The sequence below is a fragment of the Alkalihalobacillus phoenicis genome, assembly GCF_047302405.1.
GTDB lineage: Bacteria > Bacillota > Bacilli > Bacillales > Bacillaceae_D > Alkalihalobacillus.
Genome location: NZ_CP154853.1, coordinates 2,360,000 through 2,382,365 on the forward strand (window position 1 = coordinate 2,360,000; position 22,366 = coordinate 2,382,365).

General features: G+C 36.5%; 21 protein-coding genes. 7 read left to right on the forward strand and 14 right to left on the reverse strand.

Annotated features, from left to right (window positions below; translation table 11 throughout):
* Positions 1–253 precede the first annotated feature (253 nt).
* The 3 genes from AA0017_RS11350 (at position 254) to AA0017_RS11360 (ending at position 3,410) form a co-directional block, all read left to right on the forward strand.
* Positions 254–598 carry a MerR family transcriptional regulator gene (locus AA0017_RS11350; protein WP_413382111.1) on the forward strand — a complete coding sequence of 115 codons (345 nt, stop codon included), beginning with the start codon at positions 254–256 and terminating at the stop codon, positions 596–598.
* 100 nt (positions 599–698) lie between these two features.
* On the forward strand, positions 699–2,033 hold the full coding sequence (locus tag AA0017_RS11355) for a hemolysin family protein (protein WP_413382114.1): 1,335 nt from the start codon (positions 699–701) through the stop codon (positions 2,031–2,033).
* Between the two features lie 102 nt (positions 2,034–2,135).
* On the forward strand, positions 2,136–3,410 hold the full coding sequence (locus AA0017_RS11360; RefSeq protein WP_413382117.1) for an ATP-binding protein: 1,275 nt from the start codon (positions 2,136–2,138) through the stop codon (positions 3,408–3,410).
* A gap of 56 nt (positions 3,411–3,466) precedes the next feature.
* On the opposite strand, the gene AA0017_RS11365 is transcribed toward AA0017_RS11360, so the two are convergent.
* From AA0017_RS11365 to AA0017_RS11390, 6 genes are all read right to left on the reverse strand, one after another.
* Positions 3,467–4,339, reverse strand: coding sequence for a cation diffusion facilitator family transporter (locus AA0017_RS11365; RefSeq protein ID WP_413382120.1), 873 nt, complete (start codon positions 4,337–4,339; stop codon positions 3,467–3,469).
* Positions 4,340–4,687: 348 nt separating this feature from the next.
* Positions 4,688–5,287: a VanZ family protein gene (locus tag AA0017_RS11370; RefSeq protein WP_413382123.1), complete on the reverse strand. Its 600-nt coding sequence runs from the start codon at positions 5,285–5,287 to the stop codon at positions 4,688–4,690.
* 197 nt (positions 5,288–5,484) lie between these two features.
* Positions 5,485–6,423: an alpha/beta hydrolase family protein gene (locus AA0017_RS11375; RefSeq protein ID WP_413382126.1), complete on the reverse strand. Its 939-nt coding sequence runs from the start codon at positions 6,421–6,423 to the stop codon at positions 5,485–5,487.
* A gap of 195 nt (positions 6,424–6,618) precedes the next feature.
* Positions 6,619–7,341 carry an RNA polymerase sporulation sigma factor SigK gene (sigK, locus tag AA0017_RS11380; RefSeq protein ID WP_413382129.1) on the reverse strand — a complete coding sequence of 241 codons (723 nt, stop codon included), beginning with the start codon at positions 7,339–7,341 and terminating at the stop codon, positions 6,619–6,621.
* A 122-nt stretch (positions 7,342–7,463) separates the two neighbouring features.
* Complete coding sequence (locus tag AA0017_RS11385) at positions 7,464–7,619, reverse strand: hypothetical protein (RefSeq protein ID WP_413382132.1); 156 nt, start codon at positions 7,617–7,619, stop codon at positions 7,464–7,466.
* 479 nt (positions 7,620–8,098) lie between these two features.
* Entirely contained in the window at positions 8,099–8,995 is an 897-nt protein-coding gene (locus AA0017_RS11390; RefSeq protein WP_413382135.1) for a LysR family transcriptional regulator, read from the reverse strand.
* A 183-nt stretch (positions 8,996–9,178) separates the two neighbouring features.
* Between AA0017_RS11390 and gdhA the strand changes: the two genes are divergently transcribed.
* Positions 9,179–10,561, forward strand: coding sequence for an NADP-specific glutamate dehydrogenase (gene gdhA, locus AA0017_RS11395; protein ID WP_413382138.1), 1,383 nt, complete (start codon positions 9,179–9,181; stop codon positions 10,559–10,561).
* A 103-nt stretch (positions 10,562–10,664) separates the two neighbouring features.
* On the opposite strand, the gene AA0017_RS11400 is transcribed toward gdhA, so the two are convergent.
* The 3 genes from AA0017_RS11400 to AA0017_RS11410 all read right to left on the reverse strand — a co-directional run bounded on the left by AA0017_RS11400 (position 10,665) and on the right by AA0017_RS11410 (position 12,370).
* Positions 10,665–10,979, reverse strand: coding sequence for a DMT family transporter (locus AA0017_RS11400; protein WP_413382141.1), 315 nt, complete (start codon positions 10,977–10,979; stop codon positions 10,665–10,667).
* 2 nt (positions 10,980–10,981) lie between these two features.
* The gene (locus AA0017_RS11405; protein ID WP_413382144.1) at positions 10,982–11,332 is read right to left on the reverse strand and encodes a DMT family transporter; all 351 of its coding nucleotides are present in this window, start codon (positions 11,330–11,332) and stop codon (positions 10,982–10,984) included.
* Between the two features lie 477 nt (positions 11,333–11,809).
* Positions 11,810–12,370, reverse strand: a complete 561-nt coding sequence (locus tag AA0017_RS11410) for a TetR family transcriptional regulator (RefSeq protein ID WP_413382147.1) — start codon at positions 12,368–12,370, stop codon at positions 11,810–11,812.
* A gap of 284 nt (positions 12,371–12,654) precedes the next feature.
* Between AA0017_RS11410 and AA0017_RS11415 the strand changes: the two genes are divergently transcribed.
* Positions 12,655–13,074 (forward strand): DUF2500 domain-containing protein, encoded by a 420-nt coding sequence (locus AA0017_RS11415; protein ID WP_413382149.1) that lies wholly within the window; start codon positions 12,655–12,657, stop codon positions 13,072–13,074.
* Between the two features lie 236 nt (positions 13,075–13,310).
* Here AA0017_RS11415 and AA0017_RS11420 read toward each other — a convergent pair whose 3' ends face one another.
* Positions 13,311–14,483, reverse strand: coding sequence for a M20 family metallopeptidase (locus tag AA0017_RS11420; RefSeq protein ID WP_413382152.1), 1,173 nt, complete (start codon positions 14,481–14,483; stop codon positions 13,311–13,313).
* Between the two features lie 278 nt (positions 14,484–14,761).
* Between AA0017_RS11420 and AA0017_RS11425 the strand changes: the two genes are divergently transcribed.
* Positions 14,762–15,751: a lipoate--protein ligase gene (locus tag AA0017_RS11425; protein WP_413382564.1), complete on the forward strand. Its 990-nt coding sequence runs from the start codon at positions 14,762–14,764 to the stop codon at positions 15,749–15,751.
* A gap of 319 nt (positions 15,752–16,070) precedes the next feature.
* Here AA0017_RS11425 and nagE read toward each other — a convergent pair whose 3' ends face one another.
* The 3 genes from nagE to AA0017_RS11440 all read right to left on the reverse strand — a co-directional run bounded on the left by nagE (position 16,071) and on the right by AA0017_RS11440 (position 19,128).
* A complete protein-coding gene (gene nagE, locus AA0017_RS11430; RefSeq protein WP_413382155.1) occupies positions 16,071–17,531 on the reverse strand; it encodes an N-acetylglucosamine-specific PTS transporter subunit IIBC in 1,461 nt (486 codons plus the stop codon).
* Between the two features lie 195 nt (positions 17,532–17,726).
* Positions 17,727–18,563, reverse strand: coding sequence for a PRD domain-containing protein (locus AA0017_RS11435; RefSeq protein ID WP_413382158.1), 837 nt, complete (start codon positions 18,561–18,563; stop codon positions 17,727–17,729).
* Between the two features lie 58 nt (positions 18,564–18,621).
* Complete coding sequence (locus AA0017_RS11440; protein ID WP_413382161.1) at positions 18,622–19,128, reverse strand: PTS glucose transporter subunit IIA; 507 nt, start codon at positions 19,126–19,128, stop codon at positions 18,622–18,624.
* A gap of 320 nt (positions 19,129–19,448) precedes the next feature.
* On the opposite strand from AA0017_RS11440, the gene AA0017_RS11445 reads away from it, so the two are divergent.
* Complete coding sequence (locus AA0017_RS11445) at positions 19,449–20,072, forward strand: NUDIX hydrolase (RefSeq protein WP_413382164.1); 624 nt, start codon at positions 19,449–19,451, stop codon at positions 20,070–20,072.
* Between the two features lie 649 nt (positions 20,073–20,721).
* On the opposite strand, the gene AA0017_RS11450 is transcribed toward AA0017_RS11445, so the two are convergent.
* Positions 20,722–22,221: an MDR family MFS transporter gene (locus tag AA0017_RS11450; RefSeq protein ID WP_413382166.1), complete on the reverse strand. Its 1,500-nt coding sequence runs from the start codon at positions 22,219–22,221 to the stop codon at positions 20,722–20,724.
* Between the last annotated feature and the right edge of the window lie 145 nt (positions 22,222–22,366).

The following is a 22,366-nucleotide window of genomic DNA, read 5'->3' on the forward strand; positions in this document are numbered from 1 at the left end:
AAAGTTGCATTTTTTTCAAAAAAAGATTTTCTTTACAATCAAATCATTTGAATCTCTCCCTCATCTATTGTAAAACTATAATCATTCATTGGAAACAACGGACGATAATGCCATTATGTTTCTTCTAAAATATCAATTGCATTTCAGCCCAAAAGAAGTATAATAGTCTTATCAAACCATCACGTTACAGTTAGGGGGTTTTCTTGTTGGGGATACGAAATTCAAAATCGGTGAGTTAGCGGATAAGTCAGGTGTGACAAAACGTACGATTGATTATTATACAAATTTAGGTCTATTAAAAGTAGAACGTTCTTCTTCTAATTATCGTTATTATGACCAGTCACAATTAGAACGACTGCATTATATTGAAGACTGTAAAGCAAAAGGCATGTCTTTAGAGTCGATTAAAAAAGACATTTTCGAAAAATTCTCTGAGGAAGTCGACATTCATGAACTCAGACTAAAGATCCAAAATCTTGAACACGATGTTTCTGAGGTTTTGGGGAAATTGGATTCCTTGAATCAACAAGAAATCAAACAGAACATTTCTAAAGAAAGCTTTTCCTTAATTCAATCGTTAATAACGCTCGTGAAATAAAGTAAGGAATCATCGTATAAAACGATGGTTGTAGAAAAAAATAATCACTATGGAGAACCTTAAGGAGGTGTAGGTCTTACCTTTTACGTAGGACCACATATTGACCAGTCTGAATTTAATTCTTTTTGTCATTTTAATTGTTTTAACTGCATTTTTCGTAGCAACTGAGTTCTCGATCGTGAAAGTACGCTCAACCAAAATCGATCAGCTCGTTGCTGAAGGTAATAAAAAAGCCATTGCCGCTAAGCATGTCACATCGCATTTAGATGAATACTTATCTGCATGTCAACTCGGAATTACGGTAACGGCTCTAGGTTTAGGTTGGATCGGGGAGCCGACTTTTGAAGTCATTTTATCTCCACTATTTGATTGGATTGGGGTTCCGGAAGCTTCTCGTCATATTTTAATAGTTGCAGTTGCCTTCTTAATTGTTACGTTCATTCACGTTGTTGTCGGTGAGCTTGCTCCTAAAACAGTTGCGATCCAAAAAGCCGAAGCTGTTGCATTATGGTGTGCCAAACCAATTATTTGGTTCTACCGTTTATTATATCCTTTTATTTGGGTATTAAATGGGGCTGCTCGTATCCTTGTTGGTTTATTCGGTTTAAAACCAGCATCAGAACATGAAATGGCCCATTCTGAGGAAGAACTTCGTCAACTCATGACAGAGAGTTTTAATAGTGGTGAAATTAACAAAAATGAATTCAAATATGTGAATAATATTTTTGAATTTGACGAGAGAGTCGCCAAAGAAATTATGGTACCACGGACAGAAATTACAAGCATTTCTATTCATGATTCTATCGATAAAGTATTAAACATCATTAAAAACGGTCGTTATACACGATACCCTGTTACAAATGAAGATAAAGACCACATCATTGGTTTTTTAAACGTAAAGGAATTTTTAACAAATCGTATGGATATTCAAGATGACGCCATTGATATAAATGCTTTCGTGAATCCAATTATTCACGTAATTGAAACCATTCATATTCATGATTTATTAGTAAAGATGCAAAAAGAGCGAATTCATATGGCCATTCTTTTTGACGAATATGGGGGAACCTCAGGTCTTGTGACGGTTGAAGATATTCTCGAAGAAATTGTTGGTGAAATTCGCGATGAATTTGATGAAGATGAAGTATCTGATGTTCGTCAAATCAGTAATGGTCACTTTATAGTAAACGGTAAGCTTTTATTAGCAGATATTAACACCCTTTTAGATACAACGATTGAACATGAAGAAGTTGATACAATTGGCGGTTGGTTCTTAACAAATAAGTTAGATCCAACCGTTGGCTCAACGATTGAATTTGCTGGATATTCGTTTATTGTACATGAAAGCAACGGTAGACAAATTCAGTACATTGAAATTAAATCAGTCACTCCTCAAACAGAGCCTCTAAAAGAGGACGAGGATGATTGTAAATAAGATATGTAAATAGGGTTGCTCTTAATCGGGCAACCTTCTTTAATACATTACAAATTCTGGATATTGTGGTAAAATCATCTAAAAAAGAAAGTGGGAAATCGCTTGTCATTGCCTTATATTTATCAAGCCAAATCAAATGAAAAAAATGATATAACTGGATACCCAGCCTTTGCTCGCATCGTATCAAGAGTTCAAGACGTTTTGTTTGAAAAGTATGGTTACGCCTTTAATATTTATAGTACAGACAATTCCTATTATGAACTTTGGACGATATTAGAAGAAGATGTGAAAGAAAATAGTGATGAAATTGATCATGTTGCCCAAATATTTGAAAAGCTCGAAGCGAAAACCTATGAATATGACCGTGAAGGAGAGACCCCGCAATTTAAAGTCATTCATTCTGTTCATAACCATGTTTACGCCTATGTAGAAGCCGGGGTTGCTTTTGCCAGAATCCCTGCGTTTGATGAGAATGCAAATATTATGAGCTATAATTGTGTCCTCGCTAAAAACGATGAGGCGTTAATGAATTTCTTACGTTCGATTAATGAACGACTTTGGTTAAAAAGCCAAAATGAGGTGTTAGTTTTCACCGATACGATGCATGGTTTTAATCAAGAGCACCAACCAATTAGTCATGAAATATCACGAGATGATGTTGTCCTAGAACCGAAAATAAAAGAAGATATTTATGCAGCTCTTGATCAGTTTTTTGATGAAGATCGGAGCTTTTTTAAAATGTATAACATCCCTTATAAAAGAGGGATTCTCCTCTATGGACCACCTGGTAATGGAAAAACATCACTAGTAAAAGCGATTGCGAATACGATTAAAGCCCCTGTCGCTTATTGGCAAATTACTGAATATACAAATAGTGATTCCATTTCCACTGTTTTTAGTTCGGCTAGTCGATTATCACCAATGATTCTTGTCATTGAAGATATTGACTCCATGCCTGTTGGAGTCCGTTCCTTTTTTCTAAATACATTAGATGGAGCTACTTCCAAAGAAGGGATTTTCTTAATCGGCACAACGAATTATCCAGAAAAAATCGATCCTGGTCTGATGAACCGAGCTGGTCGTTTTGACAGGTCCTACGAAATTAGTTTGCCAAATGGAAAAATGAGAAATCAATATATTCATCAACTCGGCTTCCACCACTTCTTAGGAGAAGCCGAAATTTCTCAATTATCAGCGAAAACAAAGGGGTTTTCCTTTGCCCAAATTAAAGAGCTTTTCGTCAGTTCAGCTTTAGAATGGCATCAGAAGAAAACACTCCATCTCGATGAAATCATTCAAGGCATGAAAAAAGAACATAAAAAAAGCAAACAAGGGGAATGGTGGGATGAACAAGACGAACAAGTAGGTTTCCGTTAAACAAAAAAAGTCCTCATTTTAGTTTAAATTTAAAACCTTTTGGGGACTTTTTTCAATTATTTATCAGGTTCTACATGGACATTCACATCAATCGCCCGATGCTTTTCTTTAATAATCTCTTCCACTTTATCCGATATTTCATGGGCATCACGCACATCTAAATTACCATTCACTTCAATGACAATATCAACAACAGAACTATTGCCATAATACCTCGCTTTTACTTCTTTTACTGCCTCGACATCATCAATCATTAAAGCTGTTCTTCGGCACTCATCAAGTTCGCTTTTTTCGAATCCATCGGTTAAATAATGGGTTGCATCCTTAAAAATATCCCATGCGGTTTTGCAAATAACAAAACCAACCATAACAGCAATCAACGGATCTAACCAAAGGAACCCAAATTGAGCCCCTATAATCCCTATTGTTGCCCCAATACTAACAAGCGCATCGGATAGATTATCTTTAGAAGCGGCAGTAACGGCTTGTGATTTTATCTTCTTCCCAAGGTTCCGGTTATAACGGTAAACAAAAAGCATTACGACGAAACTAAAACCACCGACCCATGCTGCAATTAGATCAGGAGCTTCTTGATTCGGTGCAAATAAAGCCGGAATAGCTCCGATCAACACTTGAATCCCGACAACCATAATAATAAAAGAGGCCACTAATGATGCCACAGTCTCAGCCTTCCAATGACCGTACGGATGGTCATGATCAGGCGGCTTTTGTGACATTCTTAAACCGACTAGAACGGCAATGGAAACGACAATATCTGTCGCATTATTTAAACCATCTGCTTTTAACGCAGCTGAACCAGCATATAAGCCGACACTTAATTTTAATATCGCCAAAATGAGATAAGCAATGATACTAATAATAGCTCCACGCTCGCCCTTTTTTAAATCTTTATAACGTTCCTCTTCCATCCAAAATAAACCTCCTCACTTACTATCAAATATCATAGCAAGCGGTATCCATGTGGGTCTACAGCAACCTTTTTTTGTGCTTGAAAACTTATTTTACATAAGAAAAAAAGTTTCCATTAGGAAAAAGTTACATATTGTATCGTCATATAAAGCTTTTTTAAGCAAACCATTCCATTATCATGTCCGTTTTTTGAGTGAAAAAAACGTAAAAAATGAATTTAAAAGATATTTTTAGGTTGCTTATAGATAGAGAATTTAGAGCGGAGAGTTTAGAAGTGATGCATGGATTTTTAAGCAAAAGTCTGAATCTACAACGACGATTCCACCTTTTCCTACTGACTTTCATCCTCATTTACATTCTTGACTCTGCACCTGTGTTATTCTACTTTTTATTCCGTCTGCATATGACCAGAATACATTGCCTAAATAATATCCCAACATACCACCTAATGTGTTCAAAATGACATCGTCAATGTCAACGGTACGATTCGAGATATGCGTAAAAAATAATACAAATTGGCCGAATTCGATAACAATAGAAAAGATGACACTGCTAAAAAAAACTTTTTTAAATGTCGCTTTTCTAAATATCAACTTCACTAATAAACCAAACGGGACCGATAAGAGGATGTTTCCAAGTAAATTCCAGAGGGCAACACCACGAATCATGCCAATTTGAATTTCTTTTATATAAGACCAAATCGTATGAAATGGAATCAAATTATATTTTAACGATTCACTCGGAATCCCGTAACTAAACCAACAAAAATAGGCGATATAGACAAAGTAAACAACGAGTAAGTATTTACTGGCCTCTTTTATAAGAGAAATTGATTTCGACTTTGAGCGATATTTTTTAAACCAAAACCAATAAAAAAAAGAAAATAATAAGAGCATTGGTAAAACGAAATAAATAAAAACGACAATAAGATCCGTAATTAAATACATAACTTTGCCTCACTTCCAATGGTATTGTGCTAAACATTGGACGAAGGAGTTCTTATTGTCGTTTTATCTAATTACGTTTGATTTTGATTTTCAAACCATTCTTTCACTTCAGGCTTATCGTCTAAACAAAGAATGACTGGCTAAAAGTCTCCAAACTAAAACAACCCACCTAACTTAAGGTGAGTTGTTCACACTGTCTATCGTTGTGAAAAATAACGCTTTAGCCAATCATTCACCTTATCAACTAATTCAGGGTCTATTGGCTTTTTTACTTGCTTTTTATAGTCTTTTAATATGACGTTCATCTTATGTTCTTTTGATGTCTTTCTTAACATGTGTGTTAAGTGATTGATGAGATGGGTCTCACATTCACCTCGTACAAGTGCTGCCACCTCTTTTATTTGCTCTGGTTTTACTTGAACATCCTTTGTGCCTGTAATCGCCAAAACAGGGCATTGAACTTGCTGCAATGCTTTTTTGACATCAAAATCAAGATGCTCCCTTAACCATTTTGCCTGTATTTTTCTCCCTTTAAATCGAATAACATCTTCTTCAGATTTTTTTATCTTCTTTGCTAAATGCTCATTATTAGACTCTAGCTTTTTCGCTACTTTTAGGAAGCGAACGACCTTCCCTTGAATTCCTTTCATTTGTTCAAGCTCTTTTGTCATTTGTTCTCTTTGCCAAGCCATCGCCTCTTCTAAAGATTCCGTTAATCCCGCTAATAAAATTAACCCCGACACCCGTTCTCGTGTGTATACAGCAGGGGCAATCATACATCCTTCACTATGTCCGAGTAAAATAATTTTAGCTAAGTCTATTTCTTTTTGCTTTTTCGCAAATTGTACGATCGTTGTTGCATCTTCAATCAAATCATACAAACCTGTTTGATAGTAGTCACCATCACTTTTACCAACACCACGTTTATCATACCTCAACGTTGCATATCCGTTTAGTACTAGCTCATCACTCAAATGATTAAAAACATTCAGCTTCTGCCATGTTGCATTTCCATTCCGGTCTAATGGTCCACTCCCATGAATCATAATAATTAATGGATGTTTCCTTCTTTTGATTTCTGGTATCGTCAACAATGCAGCCAAACCTTGGATATGAAATTCCCTTTCTCTTTTCATCAGTTTCCTCCCAAGTGAAAAAAATCTGCCGTTAAATACTATGTTTCGATAAACCAAATCATGAATGGTATTATGCAAATGACTATTACATAGTTATCCTTTAGACAATTAATTCGCCTACTTATCGACCATTTTAACGTTGCTAATATTTTTCTAACAACAAAAAAGCAGCCGATTTAGGCGACTGCTTTTCTCTTATGAGGTTCCACTATTTCCTTTTCCTTGACTCTGTTTGTAAAATTCATGGAATAGCTTCATTAATGCTCTTTTTTCGATACGTGAGACATAGCTTCTGGAAATTCCTAAGTCTTTGGCAATTTCTCTTTGGGTTCGTTCTTCTTCCAAATCAAGGCCAAAGCGACCGACGATCACTTCTTTTTCACGGGCATCTAAAACATGGATGTATTCATAAATTTGCTTTTTCTCCATTTTTGTTTGAATGACATCGACAATATCATCGGCATCTTCTTGCAGAACATCGATCAAACTAATTTCATTGCCTTCTTTATCGGTTCCAATTGGGTCATGAAGAGAAACATCTTTTTTGACTTTTTTTAAGGCTCTTAAATGCATTAAAATCTCATTTTCTATACAGCGCGCCGCATAAGTAGCTAGCTTTGTCCCTTTGCCTTCTGAAAAACTTTCAATCGCCTTTATTAAACCGATCGTCCCAATCGAGATTAGATCTTCGGTATCTTCACGCGTATTTTCAAACTTTTTAACAATATGTGCCACCAGTCGTAAATTATGCTCAATCAATTTATTCCTAGCTTCCTCATCTCCTTGCTGCATTAAAGCAAGGTATTTCCTTTCCTCTTCCTTTTTTAATGGCTGTGGAAAGGCATTATTTTTGACGTAAGAAACAAAAACGATAACTTCCTTGATAAAATAAGAAACAGCTGCTAATATTCCTGACACAGACTCACCTCCATTATCTCAATACTATAAGTGTATGTCGATATGGGCTTGGTCGTGTCTGTACAAGTAATTTTTTTAAAATGATGAACTAAGGAAAAAGCGGAATATCTCTAGAGCATAAACTAATTGGTCATTTTAATTTTACCGGAAACACGATAGGTATCATATTTTTTGTTGATTTCTTCTATTTTTTTCTTTAACCTTTCTTCGTCTAGCGCAGGTTCTACATACTCCTCATGAATGATCTGTTTTTGCCATTCTGTCCATTTTCTATTCATTCTAAGCACCTCTACCTCATTTTTTCTGAATATTCTAATTATTATTGACACAACAAAACTATTAAAGACTTATTCTATCTAGTCGCTTTTTATTCTCCAACTTACCCCTTTTAAAATATTGTTATTATGTTGTATTGTAAATTCGAAAATCAATCTTATCAATATGAATAAAAGATGGAATCAATATCGTTTTGATATGTATTGAGAGAGCATTAGAATCAACCCTCTTTTTTTGAAAACGCTTTAAAAAAAGGGTTGATATTAAGGGAGTTTTAACATATAGTTCAAATTAAAAGGGGAAGCTTACAATTAAAACCTGTCCGAAAAGCCCTAGGAATGAAATCTTGTTGTCAAGAGTTTCTGAAACAAAAATCTTCTGGAAAATGGGCAGATAAAAGTCCAACACTTCTCTTTCTTCACTTGATAGAAAAAGAAGCTGAACTCATTTATCTTCTTTCTGTTAAATAGACGCTACGACTTTATATATTTTTTTCTTGAAAAAAGTCTGTTAGAAATTCATAAAACAATTTTTCAGCTGGAAGTAATTGACGTTCATTAGATACAAGAATCCCGACGGTTCGAGTAATAACTGGCTTACTTATCGGTATTTTGATTGTGGCATGAGGTAAATTATCAACTAAAGTAATTTCTGGTATTAACGTAAGCCCTAGACCTGCTGATACTAACCCTTTTAACGCATCAATATCATCACCCTCAAATGATACTTGCGGATTAAAGCCAGAATCATGACAAGCTTGCACAACAAGATCTCTCAAAATAAAGCCTTTTGGTAATAAAATAAACGACTCTTCTTGAAGTTCATTTAATGTTAATGTGTTCCTATTAGCTAACGGATGATTGACAGGTAATAATGCAACGACATTTTCGGTAAATAGGATTTGACTTTTTACTTTTTTATGCTCTGTTGGGACAGGGCCAATTAAGGCCATATTAAAATCGCCATCAATGACGCCTTGAATCAGCTCGTGGTAAACAGCTTGCTTAAGCTGGAACTTAACATTAGGATAGCGTTTTCGAAAAGCCACTATCACACTTGGAAGTGTATAGGCTGCCATACTGATCGGAAAAGCAATTCGTATCGTTCCTTGCTCCGGATCTAAATACTCTTGTACTTCAAGACGAGCGTTATCAATGACATTAATCGCTTGTTTCATACGGTCAAAGAACATTTTTCCAATTGGTGTTAGTTTGACTCTTCTTCCTTTTCTTATAAATAAATCGACACCTAATTCGGCTTCTAAATTAGCTAGTTGTCGGCTAACCGCTGATTGAGCAACGTGCAAAGCATCTGCTGCCTCTGTTACATGCTCCCGTTTTGCCACTTCCATAAAATATTTAATTTGTCTAAATTCCATTCTTTACACCACTCCACTCTTATTATCCATCTCATTTTGGCATGATATTTATCTATTTTCTATATTGTTCAGATTGGTTATAAATAATAAGATATACCATAATAGAAAATCTAACAAATAATAAGAAAAGTCAGTTATTTGAACTAGGACTATCTAATATCATTTTTGAGCTTGGGGGTAATCATGTCAATTTTAATAGAGCAGCAGCATCCGAAAACAGAAATCGCTAAAAGTTACGTCGCGGACGTTTATGAGTTAGTAAAAAAACGAAATCCAAATGAAAGTGAATTTCATCAGGCAGTTAAAGAAGTGTGTGATTCTTTAGTTCCTGTCCTTGCCAAGAATCCAAAGTACATGGAACACGGAATTCTTGAAAGAATGGTTGAACCTGAACGATTAATCAGTTTTCAAGTTCCTTGGATCGATGATCATGGTACCATTCAAGTGAACCGTGGCTTCCGTGTCCAGTTCAATAGTGCCATCGGTCCATACAAAGGTGGGATCCGGTTCCACCCATCCGTAAATGCAAGTATTATTAAATTTCTTGGGTTTGAACAAATGTTTAAAAATTCCTTAACCGGGCTGCCAATCGGAGGTGGCAAAGGTGGTTCAGATTTTGATCCAAAAGGAAAATCTGACAAAGAAATTATGCGTTTTACTCAAAGCTTTATGAGTGAACTTTCTAAGTATATTGGCCCTGATGTTGACATTCCTGCTGGAGATATTGGAGTGGGTGCTAGGGAAATTGGCTATATGTTTGGACAATATAAAAAAATCCGTGGTCGTTATGAAGCAGGAGTTCTAACAGGTAAAGGCTTAACTTATGGTGGCAGCCTAGGGAGAACCGAAGCAACTGGTTATGGTACTGTTTATTTCGTAGAAGAAATGTTACAAGACATCGGACTAAGCTTTATTAATAGGACAGTAGTCGTATCAGGCTCAGGTAATGTCTCGATTTATGCGATCGAAAAAGCTCAACAGCTTGGAGCTAATGTTGTCGCATGTAGCGATTCAAGTGGTTACATTTTTGATGAGCAAGGGATTAATCTTGCTACGGTTAAGAGATTAAAAGAGGTTGAAGGAAAGAGAATTAGTGAGTATGTGACCGAACATCCCCACGCTCAATATTATCCTGGATGCTCAGGTATTTGGTCGATTCCTTGTGATATTGCCCTACCATGTGCCACTCAAAATGAAATCGATGAAATGGCTGCCAATATTTTAGTATCCAATGGTGTCGTGGCTATTGGTGAAGGGGCGAATATGCCTTCAACTTTAAAAGCAATCGACATATTCCATGAAAACAAAATACTCTTTGGTCCTGCTAAAGCCGTTAATGCTGGAGGGGTGGCTGTCTCTGCGTTAGAAATGGCTCAAAATAGTATGAGGCTTTCTTGGAGTTTTGAAGAAGTCGATACGAAACTACAAAAAATCATGAAAAACATATATCGAAGTAGTATCGAAGCGGCACGAGAGTATAATGCTCCCGGAAACCTTGTTGTTGGAGCCAATATTGCCGGCTTTAAAAAGGTAGCAGACGCGATGATTGCCCAAGGCGTAATTTAACTTTCTCGTAAGACAAAATACCCCAGAGGGTTTCACCACCTCTGAGGTATTTTTTATAAAATATTGACATTATACGTAAATGCAGTACGAATCGATCAATTATTTATGAGACCGCCTTTAACCCTGTCACACCTATAACAATAATGATCAAACTGACAATCCGTGCAACACTTTTTGATTCGTTAAAGAAAATCATGTTAATCAGGACGGCAGCAGCTGTTCCTAAGCCAATCCATACAGCATAAGCAACACTAATTTGCAAATAATTAAAAGACATATATAGAAGAACGAATGAGAAACCAAAACCTCCTAAAAATAAGAAAATGTTCAACAAGTTTTTCTTCTGACTGTATCTCTTTAAACCAATAACCCCAATGACCTCAAAAAATGCGGCAAATAATACAAGAATCCAACCCATAATTACGCAACTCCTTTCTCTTCATTTTTTTCTGCTGGTTGATTGTCCGCTAGTTTTAAAGTGATAACACCAAGTACTAGTAACCCGATAAAAAAGACTTTAGCAAGATTGAGTGCTCCATTAAATAGATAAACATCCATCAAAGCAGTTCCGACTGTACCTGCTGCAGCAAAGATGGCATAGACCGTCCCTGTTGGCAAACTCTCACATGCTTTCGCTAAAAAGTGAAAATCTATTAATATAATCGTTACAATTAAACCCCAATGCCACCAAGTGCTTGCAACATTAAAACCGTACACCCAAAATAGTTCAAATAAACATGTTAAAATGACATACATCCAAGCTTTATTCATTTTTATTTTCTCCTTTTTTTCCAATATGACTGAACTTCACTCATAAAAAATCGTATTGATTGGTCACTTTTCTTTCTTGATCATCCTAATCTTTGGCGAGGCCACTGAAAAACATCGGATATGAGCTTAATTTGTCTTGCTCCGCCAGCTGCATGCCCTACGCGTTCCGCGGGTGAATCGGGAGCCTCCTCACGACAAAGTCGCTGTGGGGTCTCCCGTATTTCACTAGTCCCGCAGGAGTCTCCGGGCATTCCGCTGGCTCCGCTTTGGTTAATGAAACAAAGTTTTAAGCTAGAATTGACGTTCTAATGAATAACCTAATCGACTTGGCTCCTTTCTCGTCAAGCATGAGCATGAGAGTTTATCAGTGCCCTAATCTTTGGCTACGTTGTAGTTATAGGATCTCTTTTCACTTCTCGCCACCATAACTGAATGAATATCATTCAGTTATATGCCAATTAAAAACATCCCTACTAGTTAGGAATGCTTGGTTATGCCTGCCTCTAAAAATAAAACGAGTGATTTTTTTCTTTCTCTTTCATTTTCTCGCTCTTCTTTATCATATAAAAAGACTTGCTCCGCTGTTGATTCAATTAGTCCAACAAGCATTTTTGATAAATGGTCGATTTTTATTGTTTTTGTTTCGATTTCTTTTTCTAAGAAATTGTGAAACCAACTATAAATAGGCTCATACATATCCTCCCACTCTTCTACATGTTGTGTCTGAGTCAATCCTGCATAAATGAGTGTAAAAGTTTCTTTATGCTGTTTCGTAATCTCAAAAAAGACATCGACAATTTGAGTTAACTGCTGAGATAGACTTCCTTGAAGCTGTATCGTTTTTAAACCAGCTTCAATTTTAGCTACCATCACTTCAGCAATCGCTGGCATAACGGCTAATTTGGAAGGAAAGTAAAGGTAAAAAGTTCCTTGACCAATCCCCGCCGCTTTGGCAATATCCGCTATTTTCGTTTTTTCAATACCCTTTTGTGTAAACACTTGTATAGAAGCCTCGATAATTAAGTCTCGCTTCTCCAATTGAACTCACCGCCCTTTTATGAATGAATGTCATTCATTTATTTATATTCTAACGTCATTTTCTTTTTTTGTCAAATACACAATCAAATTACGACAAATCTTAACTAGTTTGTAGATCGTTTATAAGATGACAAAATTGATGTCCGACATTTTTTTATACAAATAGCCTCTTCTCCCCTTCCCTAGATTTTGATCTATTATGGACAAGTCAGGCTTTTTTATGAAACGAATCAGTTAGACATTTCGTATTCTTTATAGACGACAAATCAAAAGGAGCTGTTTTTATGTTTATCGAAGACTCATTTTTTCCAAACGACTCATTTGCTTTATTTGATGTTATTTTCTTCCTTATCTTCTTTCTTGTAATTGGATTTTTTATTTTTTTCATTATTAGTGGGATTTACCAATGGTCTTCCAACAATAAGCAACCCGTATTAACCGTTTCAGCAAAACTTGTAACCAAAAGGGCCGATACACGCTCTTCAAGTAACCTTCACCACCACGATAATGGTTTCAGGTCAAGTAGTTCCTCTACAACTTATTATGTCACTTTCGAGGTCGAGAGTCGGGATCGGATCGAATTTATGGTGACAGGACAAGAATACGGTCAACTTGCAGAAGGAGATATCGGCCACTTAACCTTCCAAGGTACTCGATATCAGGGGTTTATATTATTAAAACAACCAGCCAATGACTCAAGATAGAGATGGCCATTGTTTCAACTTTTTATGACCTTGGTTAAATTAATCCTTTGCTTATATGCTTACTATCAGTATATAAAATACGCCGTACTTCTGATCGTTCGGCGTATTTTACCGCTTTGTCATTCAATTATACGCCGAGCTTCGGCCCCCTTCTTGCCCATAACTTCTACTACTCTACTGTTCAATCATTCTCGTCACTCCTCCTATTCAACAAAAAAAAGAGTAGACTAGCTACTCTATGCAATAAAGGAATCATTCCTTTTATTCAAATTTTCATCAACAAGACGATGAATTAACTTAACCAGAAGCTTGGTTCTTTCCATTAGCGATGGAATCTCTAGATACTCTTTTTCGCTATGGGCATTTCCACCTATTGGTCCCAGTCCATCAATTGTTGGAATTCCCATGGCAGCAGTAAACGAGGCATCCGAACCACCACCTGTTTTTGTATCTTTTATTTCCATGTTTAATTCTTTTCCTACCTCTTTTACAATTTCAAAAAGCTCGGTAATTTGTTTATTTTTAATCATTGGTGGTCGGCTAATGTCACCAGTTAAATCAATTTTCGTTCCATCTACATCCGAAATGGAACAAACTTCTTCAATTTTATGGGCTACTTCTTTAATTTGCTCCACTGTTGCCACTCGTACATCTATATGACCAACAGCTCTTGCTGAAATCGTATTAATCGCGTCCCCACCTTCAATCATCCCCACATTTACCGAAATTCCGTGTTCATGATCATTTAACGCATGGAGTTTGACAATTTTAAGAGCTAACTCCTGAATCGCACTTCGCCCTTTCTCTGGCTCAATCCCCGAGTGTGCTGCTTTACCTTTGATCTCCATGATATAATGACCATTCCCTTTTCTCTCTGTTACGAGTGAGCCATCTTTACGGGCTGGTTCCATTATAAGCGCATATTGAATCCCTTTAGCAGCTTCACGCTCAATCAATGCTCGTGAGCTTGGAGAACCTATTTCTTCATCACTATTTAAAATAATCTTCACATGCTTGTACGCCTGGTCATTTGATTTTTTTAATTGCTGTAATGCATATATAACGGTCACGAGGCTCGCCTTCATATCGATAACGCCTGGACCATAGGCTCTTGTCCCTTTTATTTGAAAAGGTCTCAAAGCGGCGGTCCCAGTTTCAAATACGGTATCCATATGAGCAACTAATAAGATTTCTGGCTCTTTCACTTCTGGATGTTGAATAACATAATGATTCCCATACTTCTCTTGTGGGACCGTTTTAATTTTATAACCAAGTTCTTGAAAATAACGACAAAGAATTTCTCCCACTTGGTCAATGCCTTTTTTATAATAAGAACCACTATCTGTATTAACAAGCTTTTCTAAAAGCTCTAGCATCTCTAACTCTATCCTTCGAACATGTCCATCCATAACGATTCCCCTCATTCACTTTCATAATTCTATCCTATTATATATTATGCTATCTTCTTACTAATTGTAGCGAAGTTTAGATAATTTACAAGCGGAATTAACTGATAATTCATACGGTTACTATCCTTTATAATACGTTATGTAAGAACAGCATCTTTATGCTCAACTAACTACCTCGCTTTTTTAAAGATAAATTTCACTTGCACAAACCAATAACTCGACTCGTCCCATAATTATGATTATACTAAAATAAGAAAAACTAGGAGGTCAACACAATGATGAAATTTATTGATAATCAAAACATAACCGATCCAAGAATTAACCTTGCGATTGAAGAATACGCATTAAAAAATTTAGATCCTGAGCATTCTTATTTACTTTTTTATGTCAATGAACCTTCAATTATTATCGGAAAAAATCAAAATACGATTGAAGAAATTAATTTGGATTATGTGAAAGATCATAACCTACATGTTGTTCGCCGTTTATCAGGTGGTGGTGCCGTTTACCATGACTTAGGAAACTTAAATTTTAGCTTTATTACAAAGGATGATGGGGAGTCTTTTCATAACTTCAAAAAATTCACTGAACCGGTCGTTAAAGCCTTAAATAATTTAGGTGTTCACGCAGAATTAAGTGGCCGTAATGATATACAAGTTGGAGAAAGAAAAATCTCTGGAAATGCTCAATTTTCAACAAAGGGACGTATGTTCAGTCATGGGACTTTAATGTTATCTTCTGAAATCGAAAATGTCGTTTCCGCGTTAAAAGTAAAGGATGAAAAAATCCGTTCGAAGGGAATTAAATCGATTCGTAGCCGTGTCGCTAACATTGTAGAATTTCTCGACAAGCCTTTGACAGTCGATGAATTAAAAAGCGTTTTATTAAAATCCATTTTTGCAGGCTCCGATGAAATCCCTAAAGTTGATTTGACCGAAGAAGATTGGAAAGGCATTGATCAAGTTTCGGCAGAACGTTATCGAAACTGGGATTGGAATTACGGAAAATCTCCTGCATTTGATTTGCAGCGTTCTAAGCGTTTTTCAGTTGGAACAATTGATATCCGCTTGAATGTAAAAAAGGGAAAAATCGTGGATTGCAAAATTTACGGTGACTTCTTCGGTGTTGGGGAAATTAAAGAGTTAGAACAAATATTAATCGGTGTAAACCACGAGACAGCAGCATTAAAAGAAGCCCTTCATAAAGTGGATATCACTCATTATTTTGGTGCGTTGACAGAAGAAGAATTGTTAAGTTTGTTATATTAATTTTAATAACACTTGTACATAACTTAACAAAAAAAAGTGAGCGATTCGACGATTCGAATCGCTCCAATGGGGGAGAGTAGAGAGAACATTTTGGAAGCTAGGTCGTTGACCTTTCCTATTAATAATGTACATTATTAATAGGAAAGAAACAGCTTGTTTGTAATATCTTCTAACAGAGAATGTTTAACCAATCGTTAAGTTTTTTATTTTCCTTGTTAGAGTGTATAAAAAGTGGAGTGAGAATTAAATTCTCACTCCACTTGAGTTTATATTGTAAAGAGCAGGAACTAGCTTAAAAGGAAAACTTCCCTTTATTTCCTTATACTTTACGAATCTTTTCTATTTCATCGGCTACAAATTGAACTTGAGTACCGACGATAACTTGAATGCTATTTGCTCCGACAATGTTAATTCCAGGAACTCCTGTAGCTTTAATCTTATCTTGATCAACCACATTCATATCCTTCACTTCAATCCGCAGTCTTGTCACGCAATTATCCACGGATGTGACATTATGATCTCCACCTAAACCTTCATAAATCTTGGTAGCTAAACTCGCAAAATTTTGAGCACTGTTTGTTTTCTCATTTTCTGATGTAGCTTCTGTTCCTACTTCTTCTGTATCTGCTTCACGACCAGGTGTTGCTAAATTCAACTTGACGATTAAAAAGCGGAACAAGAAATAATAAATCACACTGAATACTAAACCTTGAACAATTAACATATACGGCTGATTCGCGAGCGGTAACCGTGAGCTTAAGAAAAAGTCAACAAATCCAGCACTAAATCCAAATCCTGCTGTCCATTGGAAGTAAGCAGCAATTGCTAAAGAGATACCTGTAAGAGCAGCATGGACCACATAAAGTAATGGTGCTAAGAACATAAATGAAAATTCAAGCGGCTCCGTTACCCCTGTAAAGAATGAAGCAAAACCAGCGGCTAACATTAAAGAAGCGGCTTGCTTTTTACGTTTTGTTTTGGCTGTATGATACATTGCTAAGGCGGCAGCTGGTAAGCCAAACATCATAACAGGGAAAAATCCTGCTTGGTACATACCTGTTACCCCTTTTTCACCTGTTCCAGCCCAGAAATTTCCGATGTCATTAATACCAGCTACATCAAACCAAAAGACTGAGTTTAAGGCATGATGCAAACCAATTGGAATTAATAAACGGTTAAAAAATCCGTATAGTCCTGCCCCAATATATTCTAAACTACTTATCATTGTTCCAAATGAGACTAACCCACTATAAATAACCGGCCAAGCAAAAAATAAACCAACAGAAGCAATTAACATTGATACAGCCGACATAATTGGCACTAATCGTTTCCCACTAAAGAAGGCAAGTGCAGCCGGTAGCTGTACATGACTAAAGCGATTATACATAGTAGCGGAAATAAGACCTGAGAAAATTCCGATAAAGGCGTTTTCAATATTGTCAAAAGCTGGATTGACTGTTTCAGCGTCAATACCTTGCAACATCGCAACTGAATCAACCGAAAGTAACGTAGTCGTGACTAGATAAGCAACAAGACCACTTAAGGCTGCCGAGCCATCTTTATTTTTCGACATCCCTAGTGCGACCCCCACTGCAAATAAAATTGGGATATGATCAATAATGGAAGCACCTGCCGTAATCAGAAATGCCGCTATCGGATTCCCTTCCCCCCATCCATTCGGGTCAACCCAATAACCAATCCCCATTAAAATGGCTGCTGCTGGTAAAACCGCGACTGGCAACATTAAGGAGCGACCAATTTGTTGTAAATATTTCATCATAATTTTTTCCTCCGTTCATTCGTTATTAAAATAACTTAATCAGGTCTTGTTCCATAGACATTCGACACCATTCTTCATTAAAATAAATAAGAATTCAAACACTCATACGAGATCAATAATTAATAAACGATGTCTATGTTCCTTCTTTCATAAATTCTTTCCTTTCCCCTTAACTCGCATCCCTCCTCATTCTTCTCAATCTTTTCGAATGATCGTGCTTCTTTTACGAAGCCGTTCTACGTGAAGAGCAATAAATCCAAGCTCGTTTTCGGGAAGCCCTATTCCGTAAGTATGCAACAAGACATGGGCGACTTTTTGTGAACAAGCAAAAGCAAGAGCATACTTGGCTTTAATCATCTCAAGCATTTCATCATCCATTGTGTGCATCTCATAATGTTCGACCCTTGTAATGGAATAACGCAAATGAGTCATTAATCTTTGATAAGAAATATCATCATCAATCGTCAAATTTAAATAATCGGCAATCGTTTGAATTAAATCATTCACAATCGTCGTCAGCCTGACCGTTTCTTTCATGTCCCTACTTTGCGGTTTAGCTGTATGAATATAAAGGGCAATATATCCAGCTTCATCCATTGGCATTTCAACTTCCAACTGTTCCTCGATGTAACGAATCGCCCACATGCCAATTTGAAATTCTTCTTTATAAAGGACCTTTATTTCTTGTAACAACTTATTCTGCAAATAAACGCCTTCTTGTAGCCTTTCAATCGCAAAGGAAACATGATCGGTTAAGGAAATATGAATATGATCATTTAATTTAATTCCAAGTGCTTCCTCTGCATACGAAATGATTTTTTCGCAAATTTCAAAGTGAGCTTCAGGTATCCTTGCAATCAACTGCTGCAATTTGTCCGTTTCTTCTACAACAAAAAGTTTTTCAACTTCTGCTTTGTTAACGGCATCATTTTTTTGCTTATTAAAGGCAATTCCACTACCCATCGCAATTTTTTCGATTTCTCCATCTTGAACGATGACGGCATTATTATTTAAAATCTTTTTTAATTTCATCTGTCTATGCTCCTTACTTTTGACATAGCAGACCAAATCCCTCTCCTAAGCCAAAAGATTATTGTTTTTCTTGAATATTCATCACGACTGTTTTCCCTAGTATTGCACGATTTTCCTCTACGCTCTCATAAACATATTTACTTTCGTCTGTATTAGTTATAACAACAATCGTTTGTTCACTCTTAGCATGTTCTTTAATATAAGAAAGATTAACTGTTAGCAATGATTGACCCACTGTCACTTCTTCTCCTTCTGACACATGAACCGTAAACCCTTCTCCCTTTAATGCGACCGTTTCTAAACCAACGTGAATCAAAACTTCTATTCCTTCATCAGTAATAAGACCAATCGCATGTTTTGTCGGAGCGACTTGGATCACTTTTCCTGTAACTGGAGCTACTACTTCTCCATCGCTTGGAATAATCGAAAACCCTTCACCCATCATTTTTTGACTAAAAACAGGATCAGGTACTTGCTCTAGTGGTAAAATCTCTCCATTCATTGGGGCATATAAAGCGTATACTTTTAATTGCTTTTCTTTTTTAAATAAACCTTTTAAAAACATTCTTGATTTCTCCTTTACTTATATGACCATATAAAAAGGCAGGGGAGTCCTGTAAAAAGAATGCTTAAAAACACCCTTTTCTCAGTACCACCCTGCCTGATCGAATCAGTCACATGCGATAAATAATTAATTATTTGTTTAGTCAACTATACCATTTATATTTTAAAATAACAATAGTACCTAAATTATTTTTTACTACTTTCTTTATTTGATGATGATTGATTGATTCTTTTCCTTTACAATAAGTGATATAAAGACAATAATCATGGAATACCATTTTAACGCTAAAAAATGAAAAGATTTTAAAAGGGGTTTTCGGATTGTCAAAAACAAACATAAATACGATTATAGAAAAATTACATTCGCGAAAAGCTACTATACTCGGTCAAGATACGAGCAAACATTCAGCGGTTCTTCTACCCTTGGTTCAAACAAAGGAAGGGATTTCAGTCCTTTTCGAAGTAAGAGCACTAACGTTAAATAGCCAACCAGGAGAGATTTGTTTTCCAGGTGGGAGAATCGATCCCACTGATCAAACCAATGAAGAAGCGGCCCTTAGAGAACTTCAAGAAGAGATTGGCATCCCTCCTTCTGAAATTAAAATGATTTCTTCACTGGATTATATTGTTAGTCCAAACCGTGGTATCATTTACCCATTTGTTGCCCAATTAAATTCTTTAACTACTCTTCATTTAAACAAAGAAGAAGTGGACCACATTTTTACCATTCCTTTAGATTACCTCTACTCCTATCAAGCTCAATCATATGAGCTCACAATGAAAATGGTTCCAGATAATCGGTTTCCGTTCGAAAAGATTGCCAACAAAGACGCTTATGTAAATCGAACTCAAACACATAAGGAATACTTTTATTTTTACAAAGATTACGTTATCTGGGGCTTAACAGCTAAAATCTTAAAGCATTTTTTAGAGTTAACACGCTAGGCCAATCCATACACTATGCATTAAATTTCATTTTATCAGTGCTTCGTGAAGGTACTGACAGACGTGCCCAATCTCGATATCTATCAAAACCCAGAACAATTGAACGCCTATATGCCTTGGACGATCCAGCTCCAAACAACTTGTAAATCTAAACCAAAATAACCATCCATCTGAAAAAAGATCACGATGAATGGTTATTTGTGATCCCTTAAGAAGAGACATGAAAAAGGGGCATCATGCCAGAATGGGATCTCTAGCGGACGGGATGGGGGTCGACTCCTGCAGGAGGAAAGGGCAGGTGGAAATCCACCGGCTCAGCCGGTTAGTTCCACGCCCGCCTGCGGAAAGCGTGCCCCCATCCCGGGAGCGATCGGTTTTCCTCTTTCCTAATTGAAAGAGTTCATTTTATACTTCAGGCTACGGTTTTTATTACTTTCACCACTTTTTCGTACCCTAATCCCAGCATCACACTGATTCCATTACCTATCACCTACTCCTCATAACCGAAACACTCTCCTCAGCAAAAAAAACTATCACACAAAGTATTTACCTTTGGGATAGTCCTTCATGTTACTTCCGTAGCAACAATTAACTTTTACCTCTTTGATACGAGATTGAAAAATGCTCTACTAACTTGAAATCACTTGAATCATTTCACTGCTTTTTGTTGATTAGGTTTCCCTTTTGGTAAGGCAAGAACAAAAACTAAACTCACAATCGCTAATATGACTAACATCATAAATAGCCACTGATATCCAGATGATAAACCATTTTGTAAAATAGACTGCTCTAATGAAGATAGTGCTGCCAACTGTTCCCCTTCTAACAAGGCACTAACTGCATCAAGTGACGGTTCAAAGCTTAATTGCTCCTGGTGTTCTACTAGTGATTGTTTAATACGATAATTAAGAATGCCACCAAGAAAAGCAACTCCTACACTTCCTCCTAATTGACGCATAAACAAATTAAGCGACGTCGCTTCTCCTCTAATATTCCATGGTACCGTTGATTGAATGGAAACAATAAACGTTGTGGTCATAAATCCCATCCCAACTCCAATAAAAAACGAACCGAAAGCCGCGATAAGTGCAAATGGAAGAACATTTAATAGAACATAACAAACGGACCCAACGACTAGACTAATTCCTCCAATCACAGCAGTCGTACGAAATCCTGTCTTTAGCATCATTCTTCCAGCAATCATTGCCGAAAGTGGCCACCCAATCGATATCACCGTTAACGTTAGCCCAGCCACTAATGGAGACACAAACAATGATCCTTGTACAAAAGTCGGTAAAAAGCTTGAAATTGCCAGTAAAATGGCTCCCGCTGTAAATGAAGCAATATTAGCGATTCGCACCCCTTTTTCTTTCCATAACGACAGCGTCATAATTGGTTCTGCCGCTCTTTTTTCCTGCTTCAAAAACAAATAAAAGCTACTACAAGATAAAAGCAAGAGCAACCAAAAGATAGCATCTGTCCAATACCAGCTTGTTCCTGTTTGAATAAATAGGATCATTGCTGGAGCAATCGCTAATAATAACAAAATGGCTCCTCCATAATCAATCTGTTTTTTCGATTGACTAACGGGTTCTTTTAAATAAATCAGGATAATTACAACCGCTAAAATACCAAGTGGAATGTTTACCCAAAATACCCAAGACCAGTGTAAATATGTAACGATTGTCGCTCCAATAATCGGTCCAGCTACCGCCGAAATTCCCCAAACGCTTGATAAATAACCTTGAATGTTAGCACGTTCTTCTTTTGTATAAATATCACCAACAATCGTAGTCGCCATTGGCTGAACAGCACCTGCCCCGATTCCCTGAATTAAGCGACTAATAATTAACATTTCCATTGATGTTGAAAATCCACATAATAACGAACCTAATAAAAAGAAAAACATTCCAATAGCAAATATTCTCTTCCTTCCATACATGTCGGCAAGTTTGCCATAAATCGGTATCGTCATTACTTGCATAAGCAAATACGCAGAAAATACCCAACTAAATAAGGAGAACCCCCCCAAATCCACAACAATCCCTGGCATAACGGTTGCGACGATCGTTGCTTCAACTGCTGACACAAACATCGCCAGCATAATGGCAAATAGTATTAACGGTCTCTTTGATTGTTTGTCCAACATTCTCTCTCCCATAACAAAATACGCCTATATTTTTTAAACGATTATCTCTTTCTATCATAAACGGTTTTGACAAAAATTTATACAGCTAGCTTGGTTTATCTATGTATCTAACTGATAGCATCTATTTAAATATTGAGTTATTACC

Coding starts and splice junctions, on each gene's coding strand:
- AA0017_RS11385 (WP_413382132.1), bottom strand. CDS start 7,619: ATGAATAGAAAATGGACAGAATGGCAAAAACAGATCATTCATGAGGAG.
- AA0017_RS11420 (WP_413382152.1), bottom strand. CDS start 14,483: ATGGATGGACATGTTCGAAGGATAGAGTTAGAGATGCTAGAGCTTTTA.
- AA0017_RS11390 (WP_413382135.1), bottom strand. CDS start 8,995: ATGGAATTTAGACAAATTAAATATTTTATGGAAGTGGCAAAACGGGAG.
- AA0017_RS11440 (WP_413382161.1), bottom strand. CDS start 19,128: ATGTTTTTAAAAGGTTTATTTAAAAAAGAAAAGCAATTAAAAGTATAC.
- gdhA (WP_413382138.1), top strand. CDS start 9,179: ATGTCAATTTTAATAGAGCAGCAGCATCCGAAAACAGAAATCGCTAAA.
- AA0017_RS11435 (WP_413382158.1), bottom strand. CDS start 18,563: ATGAAATTAAAAAAGATTTTAAATAATAATGCCGTCATCGTTCAAGAT.
- nagE (WP_413382155.1), bottom strand. CDS start 17,531: ATGATGAAATATTTACAACAAATTGGTCGCTCCTTAATGTTGCCAGTC.
- AA0017_RS11375 (WP_413382126.1), bottom strand. CDS start 6,423: ATGAAAAGAGAAAGGGAATTTCATATCCAAGGTTTGGCTGCATTGTTG.
- AA0017_RS11415 (WP_413382149.1), top strand. CDS start 12,655: ATGTTTATCGAAGACTCATTTTTTCCAAACGACTCATTTGCTTTATTT.
- AA0017_RS11405 (WP_413382144.1), bottom strand. CDS start 11,332: ATGAATAAAGCTTGGATGTATGTCATTTTAACATGTTTATTTGAACTA.
- AA0017_RS11365 (WP_413382120.1), bottom strand. CDS start 4,339: ATGGAAGAGGAACGTTATAAAGATTTAAAAAAGGGCGAGCGTGGAGCT.
- AA0017_RS11450 (WP_413382166.1), bottom strand. CDS start 22,221: ATGTTGGACAAACAATCAAAGAGACCGTTAATACTATTTGCCATTATG.
- AA0017_RS11425 (WP_413382564.1), top strand. CDS start 14,762: ATGAAATTTATTGATAATCAAAACATAACCGATCCAAGAATTAACCTT.
- AA0017_RS11400 (WP_413382141.1), bottom strand. CDS start 10,979: ATGGGTTGGATTCTTGTATTATTTGCCGCATTTTTTGAGGTCATTGGG.
- AA0017_RS11370 (WP_413382123.1), bottom strand. CDS start 5,287: ATGTATTTAATTACGGATCTTATTGTCGTTTTTATTTATTTCGTTTTA.